The 17217-nt window shown below is 54.8% G+C and carries 17 protein-coding genes; 10 read left to right on the top strand and 7 right to left on the bottom strand.

Annotated features, from left to right (window positions below):
- Positions 1-128 precede the first annotated feature (128 nt).
- From AAC019_RS13480 to AAC019_RS13465, 4 genes are all read left to right on the top strand, one after another.
- Positions 129-632, top strand: a complete 504-nt coding sequence (locus tag AAC019_RS13480) for a nicotinamide-nucleotide amidohydrolase family protein (RefSeq protein WP_339899510.1) — start codon at positions 129-131, stop codon at positions 630-632.
- Between the two features lie 152 nt (positions 633-784).
- Positions 785-1822, top strand: coding sequence for a recombinase RecA (gene recA, locus AAC019_RS13475; protein WP_339899509.1), 1038 nt, complete (start codon positions 785-787; stop codon positions 1820-1822).
- Between the two features lie 143 nt (positions 1823-1965).
- Positions 1966-2418 (top strand): regulatory protein RecX, encoded by a 453-nt coding sequence (locus tag AAC019_RS13470; protein ID WP_339899508.1) that lies wholly within the window; start codon positions 1966-1968, stop codon positions 2416-2418.
- A 108-nt stretch (positions 2419-2526) separates the two neighbouring features.
- Positions 2527-3186 (top strand): 2OG-Fe(II) oxygenase, encoded by a 660-nt coding sequence (locus AAC019_RS13465; protein ID WP_339899507.1) that lies wholly within the window; start codon positions 2527-2529, stop codon positions 3184-3186.
- Here the strand turns inward: AAC019_RS13465 and rrtA are convergent.
- Positions 3173-3772 (bottom strand): rhombosortase, encoded by a 600-nt coding sequence (gene rrtA / locus AAC019_RS13460; protein WP_339899506.1) that lies wholly within the window; start codon positions 3770-3772, stop codon positions 3173-3175. The genes AAC019_RS13465 and rrtA overlap by 14 nt on opposite strands.
- Before the next feature lie 316 nt (positions 3773-4088).
- Between rrtA and AAC019_RS13455 the strand changes: the two genes are divergently transcribed.
- The 6 genes from AAC019_RS13455 (at position 4089) to AAC019_RS13430 (ending at position 10420) form a co-directional block, all read left to right on the top strand.
- Positions 4089-5207 (top strand): phosphoserine transaminase, encoded by a 1119-nt coding sequence (locus AAC019_RS13455; RefSeq protein WP_339899505.1) that lies wholly within the window; start codon positions 4089-4091, stop codon positions 5205-5207.
- A gap of 82 nt (positions 5208-5289) precedes the next feature.
- Entirely contained in the window at positions 5290-6462 is a 1173-nt protein-coding gene (locus AAC019_RS13450) for a 3-phosphoglycerate dehydrogenase family protein (RefSeq protein WP_339899504.1), read from the top strand.
- A 124-nt stretch (positions 6463-6586) separates the two neighbouring features.
- Positions 6587-6898, top strand: coding sequence for a YqfO family protein (locus tag AAC019_RS13445; protein WP_339899503.1), 312 nt, complete (start codon positions 6587-6589; stop codon positions 6896-6898).
- Positions 6891-7457, top strand: coding sequence for a CoA pyrophosphatase (locus AAC019_RS13440; protein ID WP_339899502.1), 567 nt, complete (start codon positions 6891-6893; stop codon positions 7455-7457). Before AAC019_RS13445 ends, AAC019_RS13440 begins: the two co-directional genes overlap by 8 nt.
- An 84-nt stretch (positions 7458-7541) precedes the next feature.
- On the top strand, positions 7542-9143 hold the full coding sequence (locus AAC019_RS13435; RefSeq protein ID WP_339899501.1) for an AMP-binding protein: 1602 nt from the start codon (positions 7542-7544) through the stop codon (positions 9141-9143).
- 113 nt (positions 9144-9256) lie between these two features.
- A complete protein-coding gene (locus AAC019_RS13430; RefSeq protein ID WP_339899500.1) occupies positions 9257-10420 on the top strand; it encodes a patatin-like phospholipase family protein in 1164 nt (387 codons plus the stop codon).
- Positions 10421-10463: 43 nt separating this feature from the next.
- On the opposite strand, the gene AAC019_RS13425 is transcribed toward AAC019_RS13430, so the two are convergent.
- The 6 genes from AAC019_RS13425 to AAC019_RS13400 all read right to left on the bottom strand — a co-directional run bounded on the left by AAC019_RS13425 (position 10464) and on the right by AAC019_RS13400 (position 17051).
- Positions 10464-11192, bottom strand: coding sequence for a UDP-2,3-diacylglucosamine diphosphatase (locus AAC019_RS13425; protein WP_339899499.1), 729 nt, complete (start codon positions 11190-11192; stop codon positions 10464-10466).
- A 2-nt stretch (positions 11193-11194) separates the two neighbouring features.
- Positions 11195-11689 carry a peptidylprolyl isomerase gene (locus AAC019_RS13420; RefSeq protein ID WP_339899498.1) on the bottom strand — a complete coding sequence of 165 codons (495 nt, stop codon included), beginning with the start codon at positions 11687-11689 and terminating at the stop codon, positions 11195-11197.
- A gap of 69 nt (positions 11690-11758) precedes the next feature.
- Positions 11759-12469, bottom strand: a complete 711-nt coding sequence (locus AAC019_RS13415) for a TetR/AcrR family transcriptional regulator (protein ID WP_339899497.1) — start codon at positions 12467-12469, stop codon at positions 11759-11761.
- Between the two features lie 51 nt (positions 12470-12520).
- Complete coding sequence (locus AAC019_RS13410) at positions 12521-13885, bottom strand: hypothetical protein (RefSeq protein WP_339899496.1); 1365 nt, start codon at positions 13883-13885, stop codon at positions 12521-12523.
- Complete coding sequence (locus tag AAC019_RS13405; RefSeq protein ID WP_339899495.1) at positions 13885-14709, bottom strand: outer membrane lipoprotein-sorting protein; 825 nt, start codon at positions 14707-14709, stop codon at positions 13885-13887. The genes AAC019_RS13410 and AAC019_RS13405 overlap by 1 nt, the downstream gene beginning before the upstream one ends.
- A complete protein-coding gene (locus AAC019_RS13400) occupies positions 14706-17051 on the bottom strand; it encodes an efflux RND transporter permease subunit (protein WP_339899494.1) in 2346 nt (781 codons plus the stop codon). The genes AAC019_RS13405 and AAC019_RS13400 overlap by 4 nt, the downstream gene beginning before the upstream one ends.
- Positions 17052-17217: the final 166 nt, after the last annotated feature.

The raw sequence follows: 17217 nt of genomic DNA, 5'->3' as shown, positions 1-17217 counted from the left end.
CGAATCTTAGCCGGGCATTTTACGGTAATCACAATCCACTTGCACTGAGCGGGTACGGAGAATACCGTAAGGTCTGTTATAAATGCCCGTTGATTCTTTGTGCTATTTAACCTTTCAGAGAGAGCTGTATGTCGGAGAAAAATACTGGCGCCACACTGCAGCATCTGGCGGCTGAACTAGGCGGCTATTTGCTTGAGCGCAACTGGCAGGTGAGTACCGCCGAGTCTTGCACCGGGGGTGGGGTGGCCAGCGCGATCACGGCCATTGCCGGAAGCTCGCAGTGGTTTGAAACGGGGTTTGTCACGTACGCCAACAGTGCCAAAACCCGTTTGCTGGGCGTCAGTGAAGCGAGCTTGGCGCAAGAGGGCGCGGTGAGCGGCACTGTGGTCGAGCAGATGGCGCTGGGGGCTAAGGCCGCCAGCGGCGCCGATTTAGCGGTGGCTGTCAGTGGTATCGCCGGGCCAGATGGCGGCACCCGCGATAAACCAGTGGGCACCGTGTGGTTTGCCTGGGCTGATGCCTCGGGCACGGTGGTTTCAGAGTGCTATGTTTATCAGGGGGATAGAGCCCAGGTGCGCTATCAGGCCTGTGTTACCGCCTTGCGCGAGCTGGTGCGGCTGGCGAGCGTGTAAAAACTACTGTATAAATTAATAGTACTGTTTTCATATACAGGTTTTTACTGTATGCTCTACCCATAGCCTGACAAAGGGCCCTGGCGGCACGCTTTGGGTCACAAAGATAACAGGCCAGTGCGAATTTTGAATTTAACGTTGAGGTGTGTCATATGGATGCGAATAAAGAAAAAGCGTTGCAGGCGGCCCTGAGCCAGATCGAACGCCAGTTTGGTAAAGGTACCGTTATGCGCATGGGCGACCGTGAGCATGTGGCTATTCCCGCCATCTCTACCGGCTCGCTTGGGCTGGATGTGGCACTGGGTATTGGCGGTTTGCCCAAGGGGCGTATCGTCGAGATTTACGGCCCCGAGTCTTCCGGTAAAACCACCTTGACGCTGCAAGTGATTGCCGAGGCCCAGCGCGCTGGCGGCAACTGCGCCTTTATTGATGCCGAGCACGCCCTCGACCCAATTTACGCCGAGAAACTAGGTGTAAAAGTCGATGAGCTGATTATCTCGCAGCCGGATACCGGCGAGCAGGCGCTGGAAGTGTCCGACATGCTGGTGCGCTCGGGCGCGGTGGATGTATTGGTAGTCGATTCAGTGGCCGCGCTTACCCCTAAAGCCGAAATCGAAGGTGAGATGGGCGATCATCACGTGGGCCTGCAGGCGCGCTTAATGTCTCAGGCGCTGCGTAAAATTACCGGTAATATCAAAAATGCCAATTGTCTGGTGATTTTTATTAACCAAATTCGTATGAAAATTGGTGTGATGTTTGGCAGCCCCGAAACCACCACCGGTGGTAATGCTCTTAAGTTTTACTCGTCGGTACGTTTGGATATTCGTCGCATTGGCTCGGTAAAAGACGGCGAAGAGGTGATCGGCTCTGAAACCCGGGTTAAAGTGGTTAAAAACAAGGTGGCGCCACCGTTTAAGCAAGCTGAGTTTCAGATTTTATACGGCCAGGGCATTAATCGCTTAGGTGAGGTTATCGACTGCGGCGTTAAGCTCGGCATGATTGATAAAGCCGGCTCTTGGTATAGCTACAATGGCGATAAAATCGGTCAGGGTAAAAACAACGTAGTGAAGTTTTTGCAAGAAAACCCTGAAATCGCCCAAGAGCTTGAAGGACGCGTAAGAGGTGAGATGTTGGGCACCGTTAAAGCGCCCGAGGCCAAAGCGGAAAGTGATGTCGAGCAAGAGGCCTGATCGAGTGTTGTAATCGGGTTAAAAAAGCCGCATTTATTGCGGCTTTTTTGCGTGTTACATATAGGCAAATTGAATCTTGGTAAAAAAATCATCTGGTACCCGATACCCTGGAAAGTAGAGTGGACACGCCCGAGAGTAATCACGTGAATACTGAAATGGACCCCGAGCAGTTGGCTGCTAAAGTGCGTAACAGTGCCGTTGGGTCACTTGCCCGGCGAGAGCACTCGTATTACGAGTTGCGCGAGAAGTTATTGCATAAGTTTAATGACGCTAAATGCGTCGATGCAGCACTTGAGTGGGTGAGTGAGCTTGGTTATCTGGATGATGCGCGCTTTGCGGGTATGTTTGTGCGCAGCTCTGTGTCAAAGGGGCGTGGCCCTGAACGTATAACCCGAGAGCTACAACAGAAAGGCGTTGCTGCACACATTGTTGAAGATGCGCTTGCAGAGTGTGATGTGAACTGGCTAACGCTGGCAGAGGAGGTGCTGCGGCGCAAGTTTCCGGTGCCTGCCCAAGAGTACAAAGATAAAGCGAAGCAGATGCGTTATTTGCAGTATCGCGGCTTTACCATGTCACAGATATATGAGCTTGTGTAACCTTAAGCGAGTCGTTATGCCGGCGTTTGATAAACTGCCTGTGTTATTTATAACTGCTTATATTACTTGCACACCGCCTATGCTGCTTAATATAAGTACACTAACGCTATGATATTGACGCTGCCTGCAAACCTTCCCGCAACCAAAATACTAAGCCAAGAGCCGTTTGTTGCGGTGTTCGACGATTATGTTTCGGGCCTGGAAATTAACACCCTCAAGTCTTTGGCGAGTGAGCAGTTTAAGCAAGCCTTAGTCAGCGGCGCTCAAGGTGGCGTAGCCAGCGCGCGGCGCAGTGGCAGTAATTGCTGGATTAAGCATCATATTAATCCTGTGGTGTCCGGGCTGTCGGTGCGGGTGAGTAAGCTATTGGGCGTGCCCTTAACAAACGCCGAGTCGTTACAAATGATCCACTATGGGCCAACACAAGAATATGCGGCTCACTTTGATGCCTGGGATCCGGCGACCGAGCGCGGTGAGCGCTGTATGGCGAAAGGCGGGCAGCGCTTGGTGACTTGTTTACTGTATTTAAATGACGTGGCCGCCGGTGGTGCCACCGGGTTTCCCGAATTGAATATAGAGGTGACGGCACGGCGCGGCCGACTGTTGCTGTTTTACAACTGTTACTCTGGTACCAATATGCGTCATCCCGGCAGCTTGCACGGTGGTTTGCCGGTGGTAAGTGGCGAGAAGTGGGCCTGTAACATTTGGTTTAGAGAGCGCCCGGTGCAGACAACGCCGGGGGTAAAGGCGCGGCTTAAAAGTCGTTAGTGCGGGCTTTTAGCTTGCTGCCCAGAGCCCAGACGAATGCGAGCAGGGCCCCGCTGACCGCTCCGTAAATATGCGCGATGGAGACCACAGGCCCGGCAATAAGCACCTCGGTGGCGCTGTTGCCACCGGGGATAATCTGCTCGTAGCACAGCTTAATACTAATCGCGATGATGCCCGCCCAACCGGCGGGCAGGTTTTGTGCGCACAGTGGCGCCAGCCCAAACACCAGCAAGCCGTGCAATACCCCCGACAGCCCTACGTAGTAACTTATGTTGAGTTGCCATAGGTACAGGGCTAACGAAATGCTAAGCGCAATTAACGCTCCCGCAAGTAGCCATGATGCCCGGCGGCGCTCGGCGCCCACCCAAAAAATTATCAACCAAAGCCCCGCTAAATTAAGCAGCCCATGTACTAAGTTTAAATGCACCAGATGGGCGCTAAACAGGCGCCACACTTGCCATTGGTCGATGGCGCTGCGTTGATATTGCAGTAGCGGGTTGAGCGTCTCGTTGGCAGCCGCAAGCCCCGCCAGAGCTAAGGCGCTTAAGAGCATAAAGATGGCGATAGAGCGGTGTCTTGGTGACATGGGGCTACTATAGCTCAATTGCCAAGGTGCTTCACTGGCGAAATAAATAGCGCGTTGCACAGCGAGGTTGCGGCAGATTTTTACGGCTTATTGACGCAAACCGGCACTTGCCCAGAACACTGACTCACGCGGTGTTATATGACGATGACTACCCATAGACCAGATCGGCGCTAACTGGCATAATCAGCGCCCAATTTTCATACACATGCCCAGGTGACTTTGCCCCACGGGAGCCCGCGAACTAAGGGAGCCCTGCAAGTAGGAGTCCGCGTAGGTGGGTGTGCACCTTTAATCCCGACTGATTCAGAGGATTGCTATGCAACCATCGGTGAAACCGCAAAACCCTAACTTCTCATCTGGCCCCTGTAGCAAGCGCCCGGGCTATGACGTTAACCAGCTGGATCTCGCCACGCTTGGCCGCTCACACCGCTCAGGCCTGGGTAAGGCGGCGCTGGGGCGTGCCTGCGAGCAAACCGCTAAGATGCTGGGTCTTCCAGAGGGCTATCGCGTTGGTATCGTCGCGGGCTCGGATACCGGTGCGGTAGAAATGGCCATGTGGTCGATGCTGGGTCAGCGCCCGGTGGACGTTATGCAGTGGGAGTCGTTTGGCAAAGGCTGGCTAACGGACATCACCAAACAACTTAAGCTCGATAATGTTACCGCGCTTGAAGCGGATTATGGTGAGTTGCCAGATCTGAGCAAGCCTAACTTTGACCACGATGTGATCTTCACCTGGAACGGCACCACCTCGGGCGTCAAAGTACCCAACGGTGATTGGATTGCCGATGACCGCCAGGGCTTAACCATTTGTGATGCGACCTCGGCTGTTTTTGCGATGGAGATGCCCTGGGAAAAGCTCGATGTGATTACCTTCAGCTGGCAGAAAGTGCTGGGTGGTGAAGGTGCCCACGGCGTGCTGATTTTAGGCCCCCGCGCGGTAGAGCGTCTGGAGTCATACACGCCACCCTGGCCTCTGCCTAAGCTGTTCCGCATGACCAAAGGTGGCAAGTTGATCGAGGGCATTTTTGAGGGTGCCACAATCAACACGCCATCAATGCTGTGTGTGGCCGACTACCTGGACGCGTTGGATTGGGTTGAGTCAATCGGCGGCACCAAAGCGGCAATCGCCCGCAGTGAAGCCAACCTGGCGGTGCTGGAAAAATTTGTCGCCGGGAACGACTGGATCGAATTTTTGGCAAAAGACAAAGCCACGCGCTCCAACACCAGTGTGTGCTTTACGCTCGACGCTAGCGAAGAGCAGGTTAAAGCGTTGGTTAAACTGCTCGATAGCGAAGGCGTTGCCTATGACATTGGCGCTTACCGCGATGCACCTCCGGGGCTTCGTATCTGGTGTGGCGCCACCGTCGAGGCCGCCGACCTCGAAGCGTTAATGCCGTGGCTCGAGTGGGGCTATAAGCAAGTCACCAGCGCTTAATCAACCTCGGCAACCGAATCAAACCTCGCAGGCGCGGTACGCCGCGCCTTAAATGTCTCACCTTTAGACATTGGATACGCACATGTACAAGATCAAAACCTATAACAAAATTTCTGTCAAAGGCCTGGATCGCTTTGACCGCAGTAAGTATGAAGTGGCCAGCGATATCAATGCCCCCGATGGTTATATTTTGCGCAGTCACAAACTGCACGACGAGGCGCTGCCAGAGTCTGTTAAAGCTGTCGCCCGTGCCGGAGCAGGCACCAACAATGTGCCGGTGGCCGATTACACCAAAAAAGGTGTGGTGGTCTTTAACGCCCCGGGCGCCAACGCCAACGCTGTAAAAGAGCTGGTGATCGGCGGTATGTTACTGGGTTCACGGGGCATTATTCCCGGCATGAATTGGGCACAGTCACTCACCGACATGACTGACGCGGCTGAGATGAGCGCCTTGATGGAAAAGCAAAAATCCACCTTTGCCGGCAGCGAGCTTACCGGTAAAACGCTGGGTATTGTGGGTTTAGGGGCGATCGGCTCTTTGATTGCCGATACCGCTTTGGCCCTGGGTATGAACGTTATTGGTTACGATCCGGCCCTGTCGGTTGAGGCCGCCTGGCGTTTGCCTAGCCAAGTGGCGCGTGCCGAAAACTTACAGTCGCTGTTGGCGCGCTCGGATTACATCACCCTGCATGTGCCGGCGATTGAAGCCACTCACCACCTGATTAACGAAGAGTCGCTTAAATCGGTTAAAGAGGGCGCGGTGCTGCTTAACTTTGCTCGCGAGGCCATTGTTGACGCCGCCGCTGTGGTGCAGAGCTTAGACGCCAAACGCTTGCGTATGTATATTTGCGACTTCCCCGAGCCGATTTTGCTGGGGCGCGATGACGTATACGCTATGCCGCACATCGGCGCCAGCACCGCAGAGGCGGAAGAAAACTGCGCAATTATGGGCGCCGATCAGCTGATGGATTACCTTGAAAATGGCAACATTAAAAACTCGGTAAACTTTCCCGCCGTGCAAATGGAGCGCTCCGGCCAGGGTGCGCGTATAACATTTTGCAACGATAATGTCTCCGGCGTGTTGGGGCATGTACTGTCTGCCTTGGCCGACAATAACGTCAATGTGGTGGATATGGTAAACAAAAGCCGCGGCGATATCGCCTACAACATCATCGATGTAGAGCAAGCCCCGGCCGATGACGTGGTAGCGGCGATTAAAGCCGTAGAGCATGTTATCTCGGTGCGAGTGATCTAAGCGGAGAACGGGGTACGGAGGACGGTTAACGGGATACGGGAGCGGAGAAAGATAGCGTTTGACGGATTAAATCCGGTATCATTTTCGTACCCCGTACCCCGTACCCCGTACCCCGGAGATGCCCATGTACAAGCTGGTGTTTTTTGTACCTGACTCTCACCTAGAGCCGGTAAAACAGGCGGTGTTCGCCGCCGGTGCCGGCAAAATTGGCGACTATGACCAATGTTGCTGGCAAGTGCTGGGGGAGGGGCAGTTTCGTCCTCTCGCTGGCAGCCAGCCGTTTAGCGGACAGCAGAATCAGCTTAGCCGCGACCCCGAGTGGCGCGTCGAGCTGGTGTGTGCCGACGAGCATATTCGCGCCGCGAAGCAAGCCTTAATGGACGCCCACCCCTTTGAAGAACCCGCCTACGATATCTGGCAACTGGCCGATGTTTAATGCCGGTTGGGGCCGGCTAACGCGGCAATTACACTCAATCGAAACGCTGCGCCAGTACCAACCGCAAGCGGGCGAGGCGGCAGTGCTGATTGGCTTGATTGAGCGGGCCGGCACGGTTGAGGTGATCTTAACCGAGCGTGCCGCGCATATGCTGCAACACCCCTCGGAGGTGGCGTTTCCCGGTGGCAAATTTGAGCCGGGCGACACCGATCTAATTGTCACTGCCCTGCGTGAAGCCCACGAGGAAACCCATTTAAGCCCCGACAGGGCTGCCTTGCTGGGCGCGCTACCAGCGCGGTATACCCGGGCGGGTGTTCGGGTAAGTGCGGTTGTGGCACAAATTGCGCCAGGGGCGGCATTAATTCCCGACCCGGCGGAGTTAAGTGCGATTTTTACCGCGCCAATCACGCTTTTTCAGCCGGATCAGGTCGCTAGATTTGATACTATCGAGCGTCAGGGGGTAGGCTACCAAATACCCGCCTATCGCCACCAGGGCTACGATATCTGGGGGCTGACAGCATTGTTGGCCACCGAAGTGGCCAGTGTGTTTTTAGGCTGACCCGGGTAAATCGGCGTGGTCTATAATCAGGGAGAGTCATCGGGTATGATCAAACCCGATAACAATAACTGGGAGTGAGGCGGTATGACGTTAGATTGTAATCGCACAGTGCTTGAGGTGTTTACTGAAACCTGTAGTCAATTTGCCGACAGCCCGGCATTTACCTGTTTGGGCCATACCTTAACGTTTCGCGATATTGATAATTTATCGGGTCGGTTTGCAGCGTTTTTACAACACGAAACCAATTTAAAGCCCGGTGACCGAATCGCCATACAGCTGCCCAATGTGCTGCAGTACCCGGTCGCGGTGTTTGGCGCGTTGCGTGCGGGCATGATTGTGGTTAACACCAACCCGCTGTATACCGCCTCAGAGCTAAAGCATCAGCTCACCGACTCGGGTGCCAGGGCTTTGGTCGTTTTAGCTAACGTGGCCGGCGCGGCCGCCGAGGTGGTGCCCGACACCGACGTCGAGCAGGTTATTGTGACGGAGCTGGCCGATTTGCATCCGCCGCTTAAATCACTGTTGATTAATTCGGTGGTGAAGTACATCAAAAAAATGGTGCCGCCGTTTAGTTTTACCCACAGCCGCTCATTTAAATCAGTCATCAAAGCCGGCTCGGCCGAGTTGGCGCCTCATCAGGCTAGCCCCGACGATGTGGCGATACTGCAGTACACCGGCGGCACCACCGGGGTGGCAAAAGGTGCAATGCTTACCCACCGCAACCTGGTGGCTAACATGCTGCAAGTGAACCAACAGATGGGCGATGTGTTTCGGCAAAACCAAGACATCTTTGTGGCACCGCTGCCGCTGTATCATATTTACGCCTACACCATTCACTGTATGTGCGCGTTCTCGCTGGGTAACGAGAACCTGCTGATTCCTAACCCGCGGGATATTCCGGCGTTTGCCAAAGCGCTAAAGGGTGTGCCTTTTACTTGCTTTGTCGGTCTTAACACTCTGTTTAACGCTCTGTGCCGCAACGACGATTTTCGCGCGTTGGATTTTAGCCATATGCGCTTATCATCCTCGGGTGGTATGGCGCTAACAAATCACGCCGCCAAGCAGTGGGAGGAGGTGACCGGCACCCCAGTGTGTGAAGGTTACGGCTTAACTGAAACCTCCCCGGTGGTTTGCATTAACCCGCGCTATGGTATTCGTTTGGGTACCGTGGGGCTGCCGGTGCCAGAAACGGACGTTAAAGTTATCGACGAAGCCGGCGCTGATTTACCCGTGGGTGAAGCCGGCGAGTTGTGCGTAAAGGGCCCGCAGGTAATGAAAGGCTACTGGAATCGTGACGATGCCACGCGCGAGGCTATCGACGCGGCGGGCTGGTTTAAAACCGGCGACATCGCCACCATTGACGCCGATGGCTATGTAAAAATAGTCGATCGGAAAAAAGATATGATTAACGTCTCAGGCTTTAAAGTCTTCCCCAATGAGGTGGAAGACGCGCTGGCCGAGCACCCGGATATTGTCGAGGCGGCCGTTGTGGGCGTGCCCGATGAAGAAAGCGGCGAGCTGGTAAAAGCCTTTGTGGTTAGCGCCAATGCCTCGCTTAGCGAAAAAGATGTACGCGAATTTGCGCGGCAATCACTAACGGCTTATAAAGTGCCAAGCTCGGTGGAGTTTCGCGATGAGCTGCCTAAAACCAATGTGGGTAAAGTGCTGCGACGCGAGCTGAAATAACCCTTACTAATCAACCCCTATACGGACCTTAAAGTAACAACGATGGAAGTAAACCAATATTATTTATGTGGCTGTATTTGCTTGAAGGTTTGGGTTGATAAGGTTTCTTTGTTGTGAGTCGCACCGCGCTTATTTTATCGGGTGGTGGTGCGCGGGCGGCGTATCAGGTAGGTGTTTTACAGGCGCTGGCTGAAATCCTACCGGCTGATACTGAGAACCCTTTTCCGGTTATTTGCGGCACCTCGGCGGGTGCCATTAACGCCATTGCGCTGGCCGCCCACCCGGGCAATTTTCGTGAGTCGGTGACCGACCTGGCCGATATCTGGCGGGGCCTGTCGATTGGCGATGTCTACAGTCACGGTTGGTCGGATTTTGGCCGGGGGTTTGGGCGAATCTTTTTGTCCCTGTTTAACGAGGGCATTGGCCGGCAGCGACCATTGAGTTTACTGGATAACGCGCCGCTATGGGACTTGCTGGCCAGTAAAATAGAGTTTGCCAATATCGCCCGCAACATCGAGACAAAAAAACTGCACGCGGTATCGATTACGGCGATGGGCTATAGCTCGGGGCGCTCGGTAAGTTTTTTTCAGGGCCACGAGCAACTAGAGGGCTGGAAGCGGTTTCGCCGTGCCGGGGTGCCCACCGATATTCATCTGGAGCACTTGCTCGCCTCATCGGCGATCCCTACTATTTTTCCCACTGTGCGTATAGACCAAGAGTATTATGGCGATGGCGCCTTGCGCCAGTTAGCGCCTATCAGCCCAGCTTTGCACCTGGGCGCTGAGGCCTTGTTTGTGATCGGGGTCAGTGGTAATCGCCATCCCACACGTGGTGCCAATAAAGCGGTTATGCCGGTGCGACACTCTCCGTCTATGGCGCAAATTGTTGGGCATTTGCTTAACAGCGCGTTTGTCGATGCGTTGGAAAATGATATAGAGCACATGGAGCGTTTAAACAGCCTGCTGGAGCTTATTCCGCCCGAGGTGCGCGCTGCCGAGAACCTCGGCTTAAAGCCCGTGAGCAATATGATTATTTCGCCCAGCAAAGGCGTTGATACGATTGCCGGGCGCAAGGTGCGTTACTTGCCTCGCAGTGTGCGCTTCTTTTTGCGCGCCATTGGCGCCACGACCAAAAGTGGTGGGGCCACGGCGGCCAGCTACCTGTTGTTTGCCAACCCTTTTATCTCCGAGCTTATGGAGCTGGGGTATCAGGATACGATGTGGGATGCCGACAAGGTACAGGCATTTTTTAATCGACAAAAAAATCCCCAAGCGTAATCTACGTTTGGGGATTTATTGTGTGTTGCTGACAGTGCTAAGGCTAAGTGCTAATTGGCCAATGCTCAAGCGTCAGCGTCTTTTCGTCGGCGACCAAACACCAGGCATTGTCGTGCCAGTCTCCCAGTACTATTCGCTCGGCGGCTATGCCATCAACGGTTAGTGGGTGCCGCTCGGGGCGATGGGTGTGGCCGTGAATCATTAAACTGGCGTTGTGTTCGCGCAGTACATCGACGACCGCCTCCGGGGTAACATCCATGATGTCTTCGGGCTTTGAGCTGTTCATGGTTTTGCTTTTAGCGCGCAGTTGCTCGGCCATGGCCCGGCGCACTTGCAGTGGCTGTGCCAGCGCTTGCGCCTGCCAATCGGGCGAGCGCAGCTGCGCGCGCAGCGCCATATAAGGCTCGTCGCGGGTACACAGGCTGTCGCCGTGCAGTAACACCGTGGTTTTACCGTACAGATCAATCACCGTCGGGTCGGCTAGCATGGTGCCGCCGGCGCGTTTTGCAAAGTCGTGACCCAACACAAAGTCGCGGTTGCCCGGCATTAGGTAAATGGCGACACCGGTATCGGCCAGCGCGCGCAACTTGGCGGCCACCTCGTGCCCCAGTGGCGCATCGTCGTCATCGCCAATCCAGGCATCAAAAAAATCACCCAGTATATACAGCGCTTGGGCGCTGCGTGCCCGGCCCGCTAAGAAGGTATAAAACGCCTGCACGGCAGCCGGCTCGGCTGCGTGCAGGTGTAGGTCTGATATGAACAGCGTGCTCATATCTAGCCGTTTACGGTGACGTTTTCGATCACGATGGTGTCGACCGGTACGTCTTGATGAAAGCCTTTGCTGCCAGTTTTAACCGTGCGGATTTTGTTGACCACGTCCATGCCGTCGGTCACTTTTGCAAATACGCAGTAGCCCCAACCCTGAGCATTTTTGCCCGAGTGGTTCAAAAAGTCGTTGTCTTGCACATTAATAAAAAATTGCGAGCTGGCGCTGTGTGGATCGTTGGTGCGAGCCATAGCCACGGTGCCGGCCAGGTTTTTCAGGCCATTGTCGGCTTCGTTTTCAATGTTGGCGCGGGTTTCTTTTTGCTCCATGTTTTCATCCATGCCACCACCCTGGATCATAAAGCCGTCGATGACGCGGTGAAAAATGGTGCCATTGTAAAAGCCGTCTTCGGCGTATTGCTTGAAGTTGGCGGCGCTTTTGGGCGCGTTGTCAAAATCCAGCTCTAACGTGATATCGCCGTAGTTGGTGTGCAGGGTAATCATAGTGGTTCCTTAGGGTCTACCTGAAAAGGCGCTAATGATACGATGCCGGGGCCGGTTACGGAACCCACATCAAGGTTCGTTAATGGAATTGATGCAGGCTTTTAAGCCCGCCAGTTCAATACTGAGTAAGTGCTCAAACATTTGGGCCTGTTGCTGAGGCTCTTTGGCTGAGAATGACACGGGCCAGTGGCCGCAGTGCACCGCGCCCTCAATGGCGCCGGAGCGCACTAACATCGTCATGCCGTGTACCAGCGACCAAGCGCTCATGGAGGCGATGCTTGCGCGGTAGTCGTCGCGCGCGACACCGTAATCGGCGAGCATCTCGCACAAAGTGTCGCGCAAGGTGGCTTCGCAGTCGGCCCCGGCTTCGATGCAAACGGGGGTGACCCGTTCGAGCTCGGGTGTCCAGGTAAATAACGTGTCAAACAGGTTGGGGAAGTCTTGCCCAAAGCGCATATAGGTGTGGCCCAGCAGCCGCACTTTTTGCTCTGCACTTTCATGGGGGGCGCCGGCAAGGGTTGCTAATAGCGCTTCGTTGAGTAAGTAAAACCCTTGGGTGCGCAGGTCAATCAAGAGTTCGGTTTTGTCGGTAAAATGGCTGTACACCGCTGTGGCGCTGACCCCGAGGTCTTTTGCCAATGAGCGTAGGCTGAGCTTGTCGCTACTGTCGTGCTGCAATATTTGCATGGCGCGCTCAAGCAGCGCCTCGCGCAGGTTGCCATGGTGGTAGGCAGCTTTTTTGGCAACGGCGGGCTTGGGGTTTGGCGGGCTCTGACTCATTGGGGCAATCGGGCTCTCGTTCACGAAAGCGCCAGTTTACCAGATCGCCCTTTACAGTGCCCAACGGGCGCTAAGTAGCACCGCATCGTTGGCCCGGTAGGGATACAGCGTGTCCTCGGGGGCGCCGGCGGAGTAGTCCACTAGCATAAGCTCGGTTTGCAGCTGGTCGCTCCACACCCATTCGCCACTGAGGCGCCAAACGGTTCCCTCATTGCCTGGCAGTACCAGGCCATAGGCTTGCAGTGTTAAACGCTCGTTGTAGGCGGTATAAGTGACCCGCGCCGAGGCGCCGCTCTGCCACGACTCTGCCTGTGTTGTAACGTCGCCGGTAGTGTCGCTATGGATCCAGCTGTACTCACCGGTAATGGTGAGGTTGTGAATGCCGTTGTAGTCGGCGCCCACCATGCCGCGCCACTGACTTGTGTCTTGCCAGCTAGCCGTGGGCTCGGCGGCGGGCAACATCACATGGTTGTGCCAGGCTTGCTCACTGCGCCACAAAAAATTGCCCTGAACGGCCTGTAGGCTCAGCCCCACAATCTGCTGGCGCGATGTGGCTAGGGTTATTTCGGTGTTGCCTTGTGGGGTGATAGCAATTTGGGTGGGGGTCAGCTCGTAGCTGTCGACTTCGGCCAGCAGTAGCTGGGTATCGACGCCTCCCCAGTGCTCGCGCCAGCGCAGGGCAAATCCCGGCCGGTTAGCAGGCTGCTCGATCAGCATCGGGTCAGTTTGGCTATCGCCGGTGCGCAGGGCGATATAGGGGTCGAACTCCTCATAGGCGGCGGGCAGGCGATCGGGCAGGGGCTCGATAAGCATCACCAGGTCCAGCCGGTTTTGCCAGGTGGCGCGCAATGCCGGTACCGGCAAGCGGGTAAGCTCTAAGTCTTGCTGGCCGGGCCAGCGCTGATCGCGGCGCGCCAGAACATCGGTGATTTTTAACGATTCGGCCTCGCCCCAGGCAAACGTTTGGTAGCCGGCTTTGAGCCACCAATTGTCTTGCTCCCAGGATACATAAGTATCCGATAAATCTAGCCGCCAGCGTCGCTGCGCGCGCTGCTCGGCGGTAAAGTCGTAGCCGCTCCAGATACCCGCTTGGGCTAAACCGGGTAACCAGTCCTGGGTTATTGATCCAGCCACCCGCGCCTTAATGGGCCCTTCGCGCCACTCGAGCTCGCTGTAAAGCTGAGTTTCCAACCGGGTAAAGTCTGCCGAGCTCCGGCTGACGTTGGCCGCCGGAGCTCGGTAGCCATAACCGGCGCTTTGTTGTACCCACGCTTTACTTTGCCATGGGCTGTCGGCATCTACACCGGTGGTGGGCTCATCGGTTGCCACGGTGGCAAAAAAATCTTGCGCTGGCGCCGGGTTGGCAAAGGCTAACGTCAGCAGTGCTGCACCGGCGATGTTGTTGTGCCGGCGCATTAGTCGAGCCCACGCTGCATTTGTTGGGTGGTAAATAGCGCGGCATCGGTGTTTTGGTTGTACACCGTGTTACTAAAACGAAACACACTGGCGTGTTCGCGCTCGTCGTTGCGTGTGGTGATCATTTGCAAGCGCATCGGGGTCCAGATGTCGCTGATTTTTTCCAGCTGATCGGCGCGAAAGTATTTAACCCGGTTGGCGCGGTTCATCCAGATTTTGCCTTGCACCTGAACAAAGTTGTCTTTGCGTATCCACAAGTGGGATTTTACATACCCGGTTTCGCTATCGACCTTATCGGCAAATTCCGGTTTAGGTGTCGACTCAATTAACCAGGTATCGGCACCGTCGACGATTTCACTGTCGCTGAGTATTTGGTAGTTATACCAGCGGATATTTACGCCGTTAATATCAGAGTAGGTAAAGTCGCTGCCCATAAATGCACCGGATTTGTCGCCGGCGGCGACACGGCGAACCTGCTTAAGTGCCGGTAGAAACAACCAGGAGTCATCGTCCCGGTTGTCTTCGTAGTCGTAGTTCATGTAGGTGGTGCCGGCGACGTCGGTCGGGCTTAAAAAGAACGAGATGGACTTTTCGACGTCCGGTTGCTCTAAGGTGTACAGGCGAATATCGCGCACCCGCTCGCGATTTTTGCGGTCAATTAACACCAGCTGGGCATCGGCGCGAGACGAATCGCCGGTGTAACGGGTGTCGACTTTTTCCATAATCGCGCGGGCGTCGAGGGTGTCGTTCTGGTCAGCTTCAGCGTAACTGAATGCGCTAAGGCACAAAAAACTGATGCCCAGAGTTAGTTGCAATCTAGTCATGGGGTATGAACCTCCTGTTCGGTTAAAAGTGTTGCGGTGCGGCGCTCGCTACCACCGTCGATACAGTGCAGCAGCGCGGGTAAAAACAGTAAGTCGCCAAGCAGGGCCAGGGCCATAATGGTGGCCGCGAAGAGCCCGGTATAGATGTAGGGTATAAACGAGCCGAGCAGCATTACGCTAAAGCCGGCCACCAACACAAAAGAGGTAGAAATCACGGCGCGGCCAGACTCATTCATAGCGGTGCTAATCGCCTGATGTGTGTTGCTGCCAGAGCGCTTGGCGCTGAGGTAACGATTCATGACATGAATGGCATCGTCCACCGCGATCCCCATGGTCATGGCGCCGACGATCATGGTGCCCAGATTGAGTGGTATGCCCAGCACTACCAGTAGCGCCCCGGTCATTAAAATAGGCACTACGCTTGGCACCAGCGCGATCAGGCCGTATTTAACTGAGCGAAACAGCGCGATAAAACTGAGGCTTATTACGGCTAACGCAATAATAAATGAGCGCGACATACCGCGATTGATATAAATATCCTGAGCGTTGTACATCACCAGAGAGCCAGTCGCAGTAACGGATAAATCACCAAACTGTGCTGCAATATGGCGCTCAATACGATCGAGCAGCGCGCGGGTGTCGCTGGCGGCCAGATTGGTTACCGGTACCGAGATGCGCAGATAGCGCTCGTAAAAATCTTTTGCATCGGTAAGGTCTTCTGTGGGGCCGGTATTATCAAACAGCAGTAAAAACTGAGCAGCCATTTCTCGCGACTCGGGTAACTGGTACCAGGCGTTGTCATCGTAGTGCAGCGCGCGATTAATTTGTTTGTGAAAGTCGATTAAAGAGTTGACGGCGCCGGTTTCTGGTTGCGCCTCAAGCCAATGCTGTAGCGTTGCCACCCGCTGCAAAAAGTCGGGGTCGTGTATTGCGCCCTCGGCGCCGGCATCGATCATAAAATCGATGTTTTGTACTCCGTTATAAGTGTTATCAAAATACTCGAGTGCCTGGCGGGTGGGGTTATCCTGTTTAAAGTAAGTAATAAAGTTCGAGTCAACGGTGAGTTTGGGAACCAGAAAGCTGCTAATAATTAACAGTATGGTGCCGGTCATTAACAACACTTGCCGCCAACGATAGGTAAATGCAGGCAGTGTTTGCGTAAAGCGGGCGATTAACCCGGTGCTCACGGATTTTTTAGTGCGCGGGGTAAAAGCTGATAGATAGCTAAGCAGGGCCGGCAATACGGTTAAGGCCACCACAAATAATGTTAGCGCGCCAATAGCACCAAGCCAGGCAAACTGCTTAACCGGCAGTAGCTCGGTAACCCCCAGGGCGAGAAACCCGGCGGCTGTCGTGATTGCCGTGTAAAACGCTGGCAACCATAAGTGGGTGATGGCATCGCGTGCGGCTTGTGGTGGTATTTGCCCTCGCGCCCGGGCGTGGTAAAACTCGACAATCACGTGCACCGAGATACCAATGCCGATAATAATTAACGCTGGCACCAGCGCCGACTCCACCACCGAGTGCGGCCAGCGGGCCAGCCCCTGAATACCGCTAACCAACACCAGCGATGTCCCGATAACCACCCAGGGTAACAGCATGCCGGCCCATGAGCGAAAACTAAAAAACAGAATAATGATCATCACCAGCGCCATGGCAGGGTGGATCCAGCTCTGGTCACGCTTGGTTAATACTTCAAACTGTTCGGTAAAAACCGGCTGGCCGCTAAGCTTAAGCGGGTAGCCGCGCACGGCGAATTTTTCGGCGGCGATAAACTCTCGTACCGATTGCATCAGGGCCATTTTGGCCTCATCGCTACCCACTTGATATCGCACTCGCGCGACCACTCGGGTATGACGTAAATCACGGGTAATGAGCGAGTCCATGGCCATGGACTCGCTGTGAATAATATCGCGCGCCTGGGCGAGGTCGGTGTGAGTAAAGGGTGGTTCGATAAGAGGGTCAGTGGCCATCATGGCACCCTCGGAGTGGGTGTACTCGTATTCGCTTAACGAGCGCACCTGAGTCACTTGCGGCTGCGCCTCTAAAAAACGTGACAGCGAGTCGATGACGTTAAGCGTGTCTGGGGTAAACACATCCGGATCGGAGCTTGGCGCGGTAATACCAATGCTGAGATATTCGATATCGCCGAACAGCTCTAACAATTGATTAAACGCCGTGAGGTTTGGGTCGTTCTCGACAAAAAAGCGCTCATTGGCGTTGTCGTAATACAAGTTCTTCATGGGAATAAACGCCAGTGCTGCTACTAGCGCGGTGACAATAAGCAAAGGCAGGCGGGCACCAATCACAATGCGTGCCCAGTAATTGACGAGTGTGTTCACCTCGATACCTCCAAATGTATTCGGGCGTGGGTGTTGTACCCCAAGCGTTTTTACTGGGGGTGTTATCCGTAATCGCGAGACTAAGTTAACACTGTTAACTTATCGGTGTAAAGATGGCGTTGTAGTAAAAATTTCGAGTGCTCGTCTCGCCTGTGGTGAATGCACT

It is taken from the genome of uncultured Gilvimarinus sp. (assembly GCF_963975215.1).
GTDB lineage: Bacteria > Pseudomonadota > Gammaproteobacteria > Pseudomonadales > Cellvibrionaceae > Gilvimarinus.
This window is presented reverse-complemented; position numbering and strand designations above follow the sequence as displayed.

Coding starts and splice junctions, on each gene's coding strand:
- AAC019_RS13405 (WP_339899495.1), bottom strand. CDS start 14,709: ATGACTAGATTGCAACTAACTCTGGGCATCAGTTTTTTGTGCCTTAGC.
- AAC019_RS13450 (WP_339899504.1), top strand. CDS start 5,290: ATGTACAAGATCAAAACCTATAACAAAATTTCTGTCAAAGGCCTGGAT.
- AAC019_RS13440 (WP_339899502.1), top strand. CDS start 6,891: ATGTTTAATGCCGGTTGGGGCCGGCTAACGCGGCAATTACACTCAATC.
- AAC019_RS13445 (WP_339899503.1), top strand. CDS start 6,587: ATGTACAAGCTGGTGTTTTTTGTACCTGACTCTCACCTAGAGCCGGTA.
- AAC019_RS13425 (WP_339899499.1), bottom strand. CDS start 11,192: ATGAGCACGCTGTTCATATCAGACCTACACCTGCACGCAGCCGAGCCG.
- AAC019_RS13410 (WP_339899496.1), bottom strand. CDS start 13,885: ATGCGCCGGCACAACAACATCGCCGGTGCAGCACTGCTGACGTTAGCC.
- AAC019_RS13455 (WP_339899505.1), top strand. CDS start 4,089: ATGCAACCATCGGTGAAACCGCAAAACCCTAACTTCTCATCTGGCCCC.
- AAC019_RS13435 (WP_339899501.1), top strand. CDS start 7,542: ATGACGTTAGATTGTAATCGCACAGTGCTTGAGGTGTTTACTGAAACC.
- AAC019_RS13480 (WP_339899510.1), top strand. CDS start 129: ATGTCGGAGAAAAATACTGGCGCCACACTGCAGCATCTGGCGGCTGAA.
- AAC019_RS13465 (WP_339899507.1), top strand. CDS start 2,527: ATGATATTGACGCTGCCTGCAAACCTTCCCGCAACCAAAATACTAAGC.
- AAC019_RS13415 (WP_339899497.1), bottom strand. CDS start 12,469: ATGAGTCAGAGCCCGCCAAACCCCAAGCCCGCCGTTGCCAAAAAAGCT.
- recA (WP_339899509.1), top strand. CDS start 785: ATGGATGCGAATAAAGAAAAAGCGTTGCAGGCGGCCCTGAGCCAGATC.
- rrtA (WP_339899506.1), bottom strand. CDS start 3,772: ATGTCACCAAGACACCGCTCTATCGCCATCTTTATGCTCTTAAGCGCC.
- AAC019_RS13420 (WP_339899498.1), bottom strand. CDS start 11,689: ATGATTACCCTGCACACCAACTACGGCGATATCACGTTAGAGCTGGAT.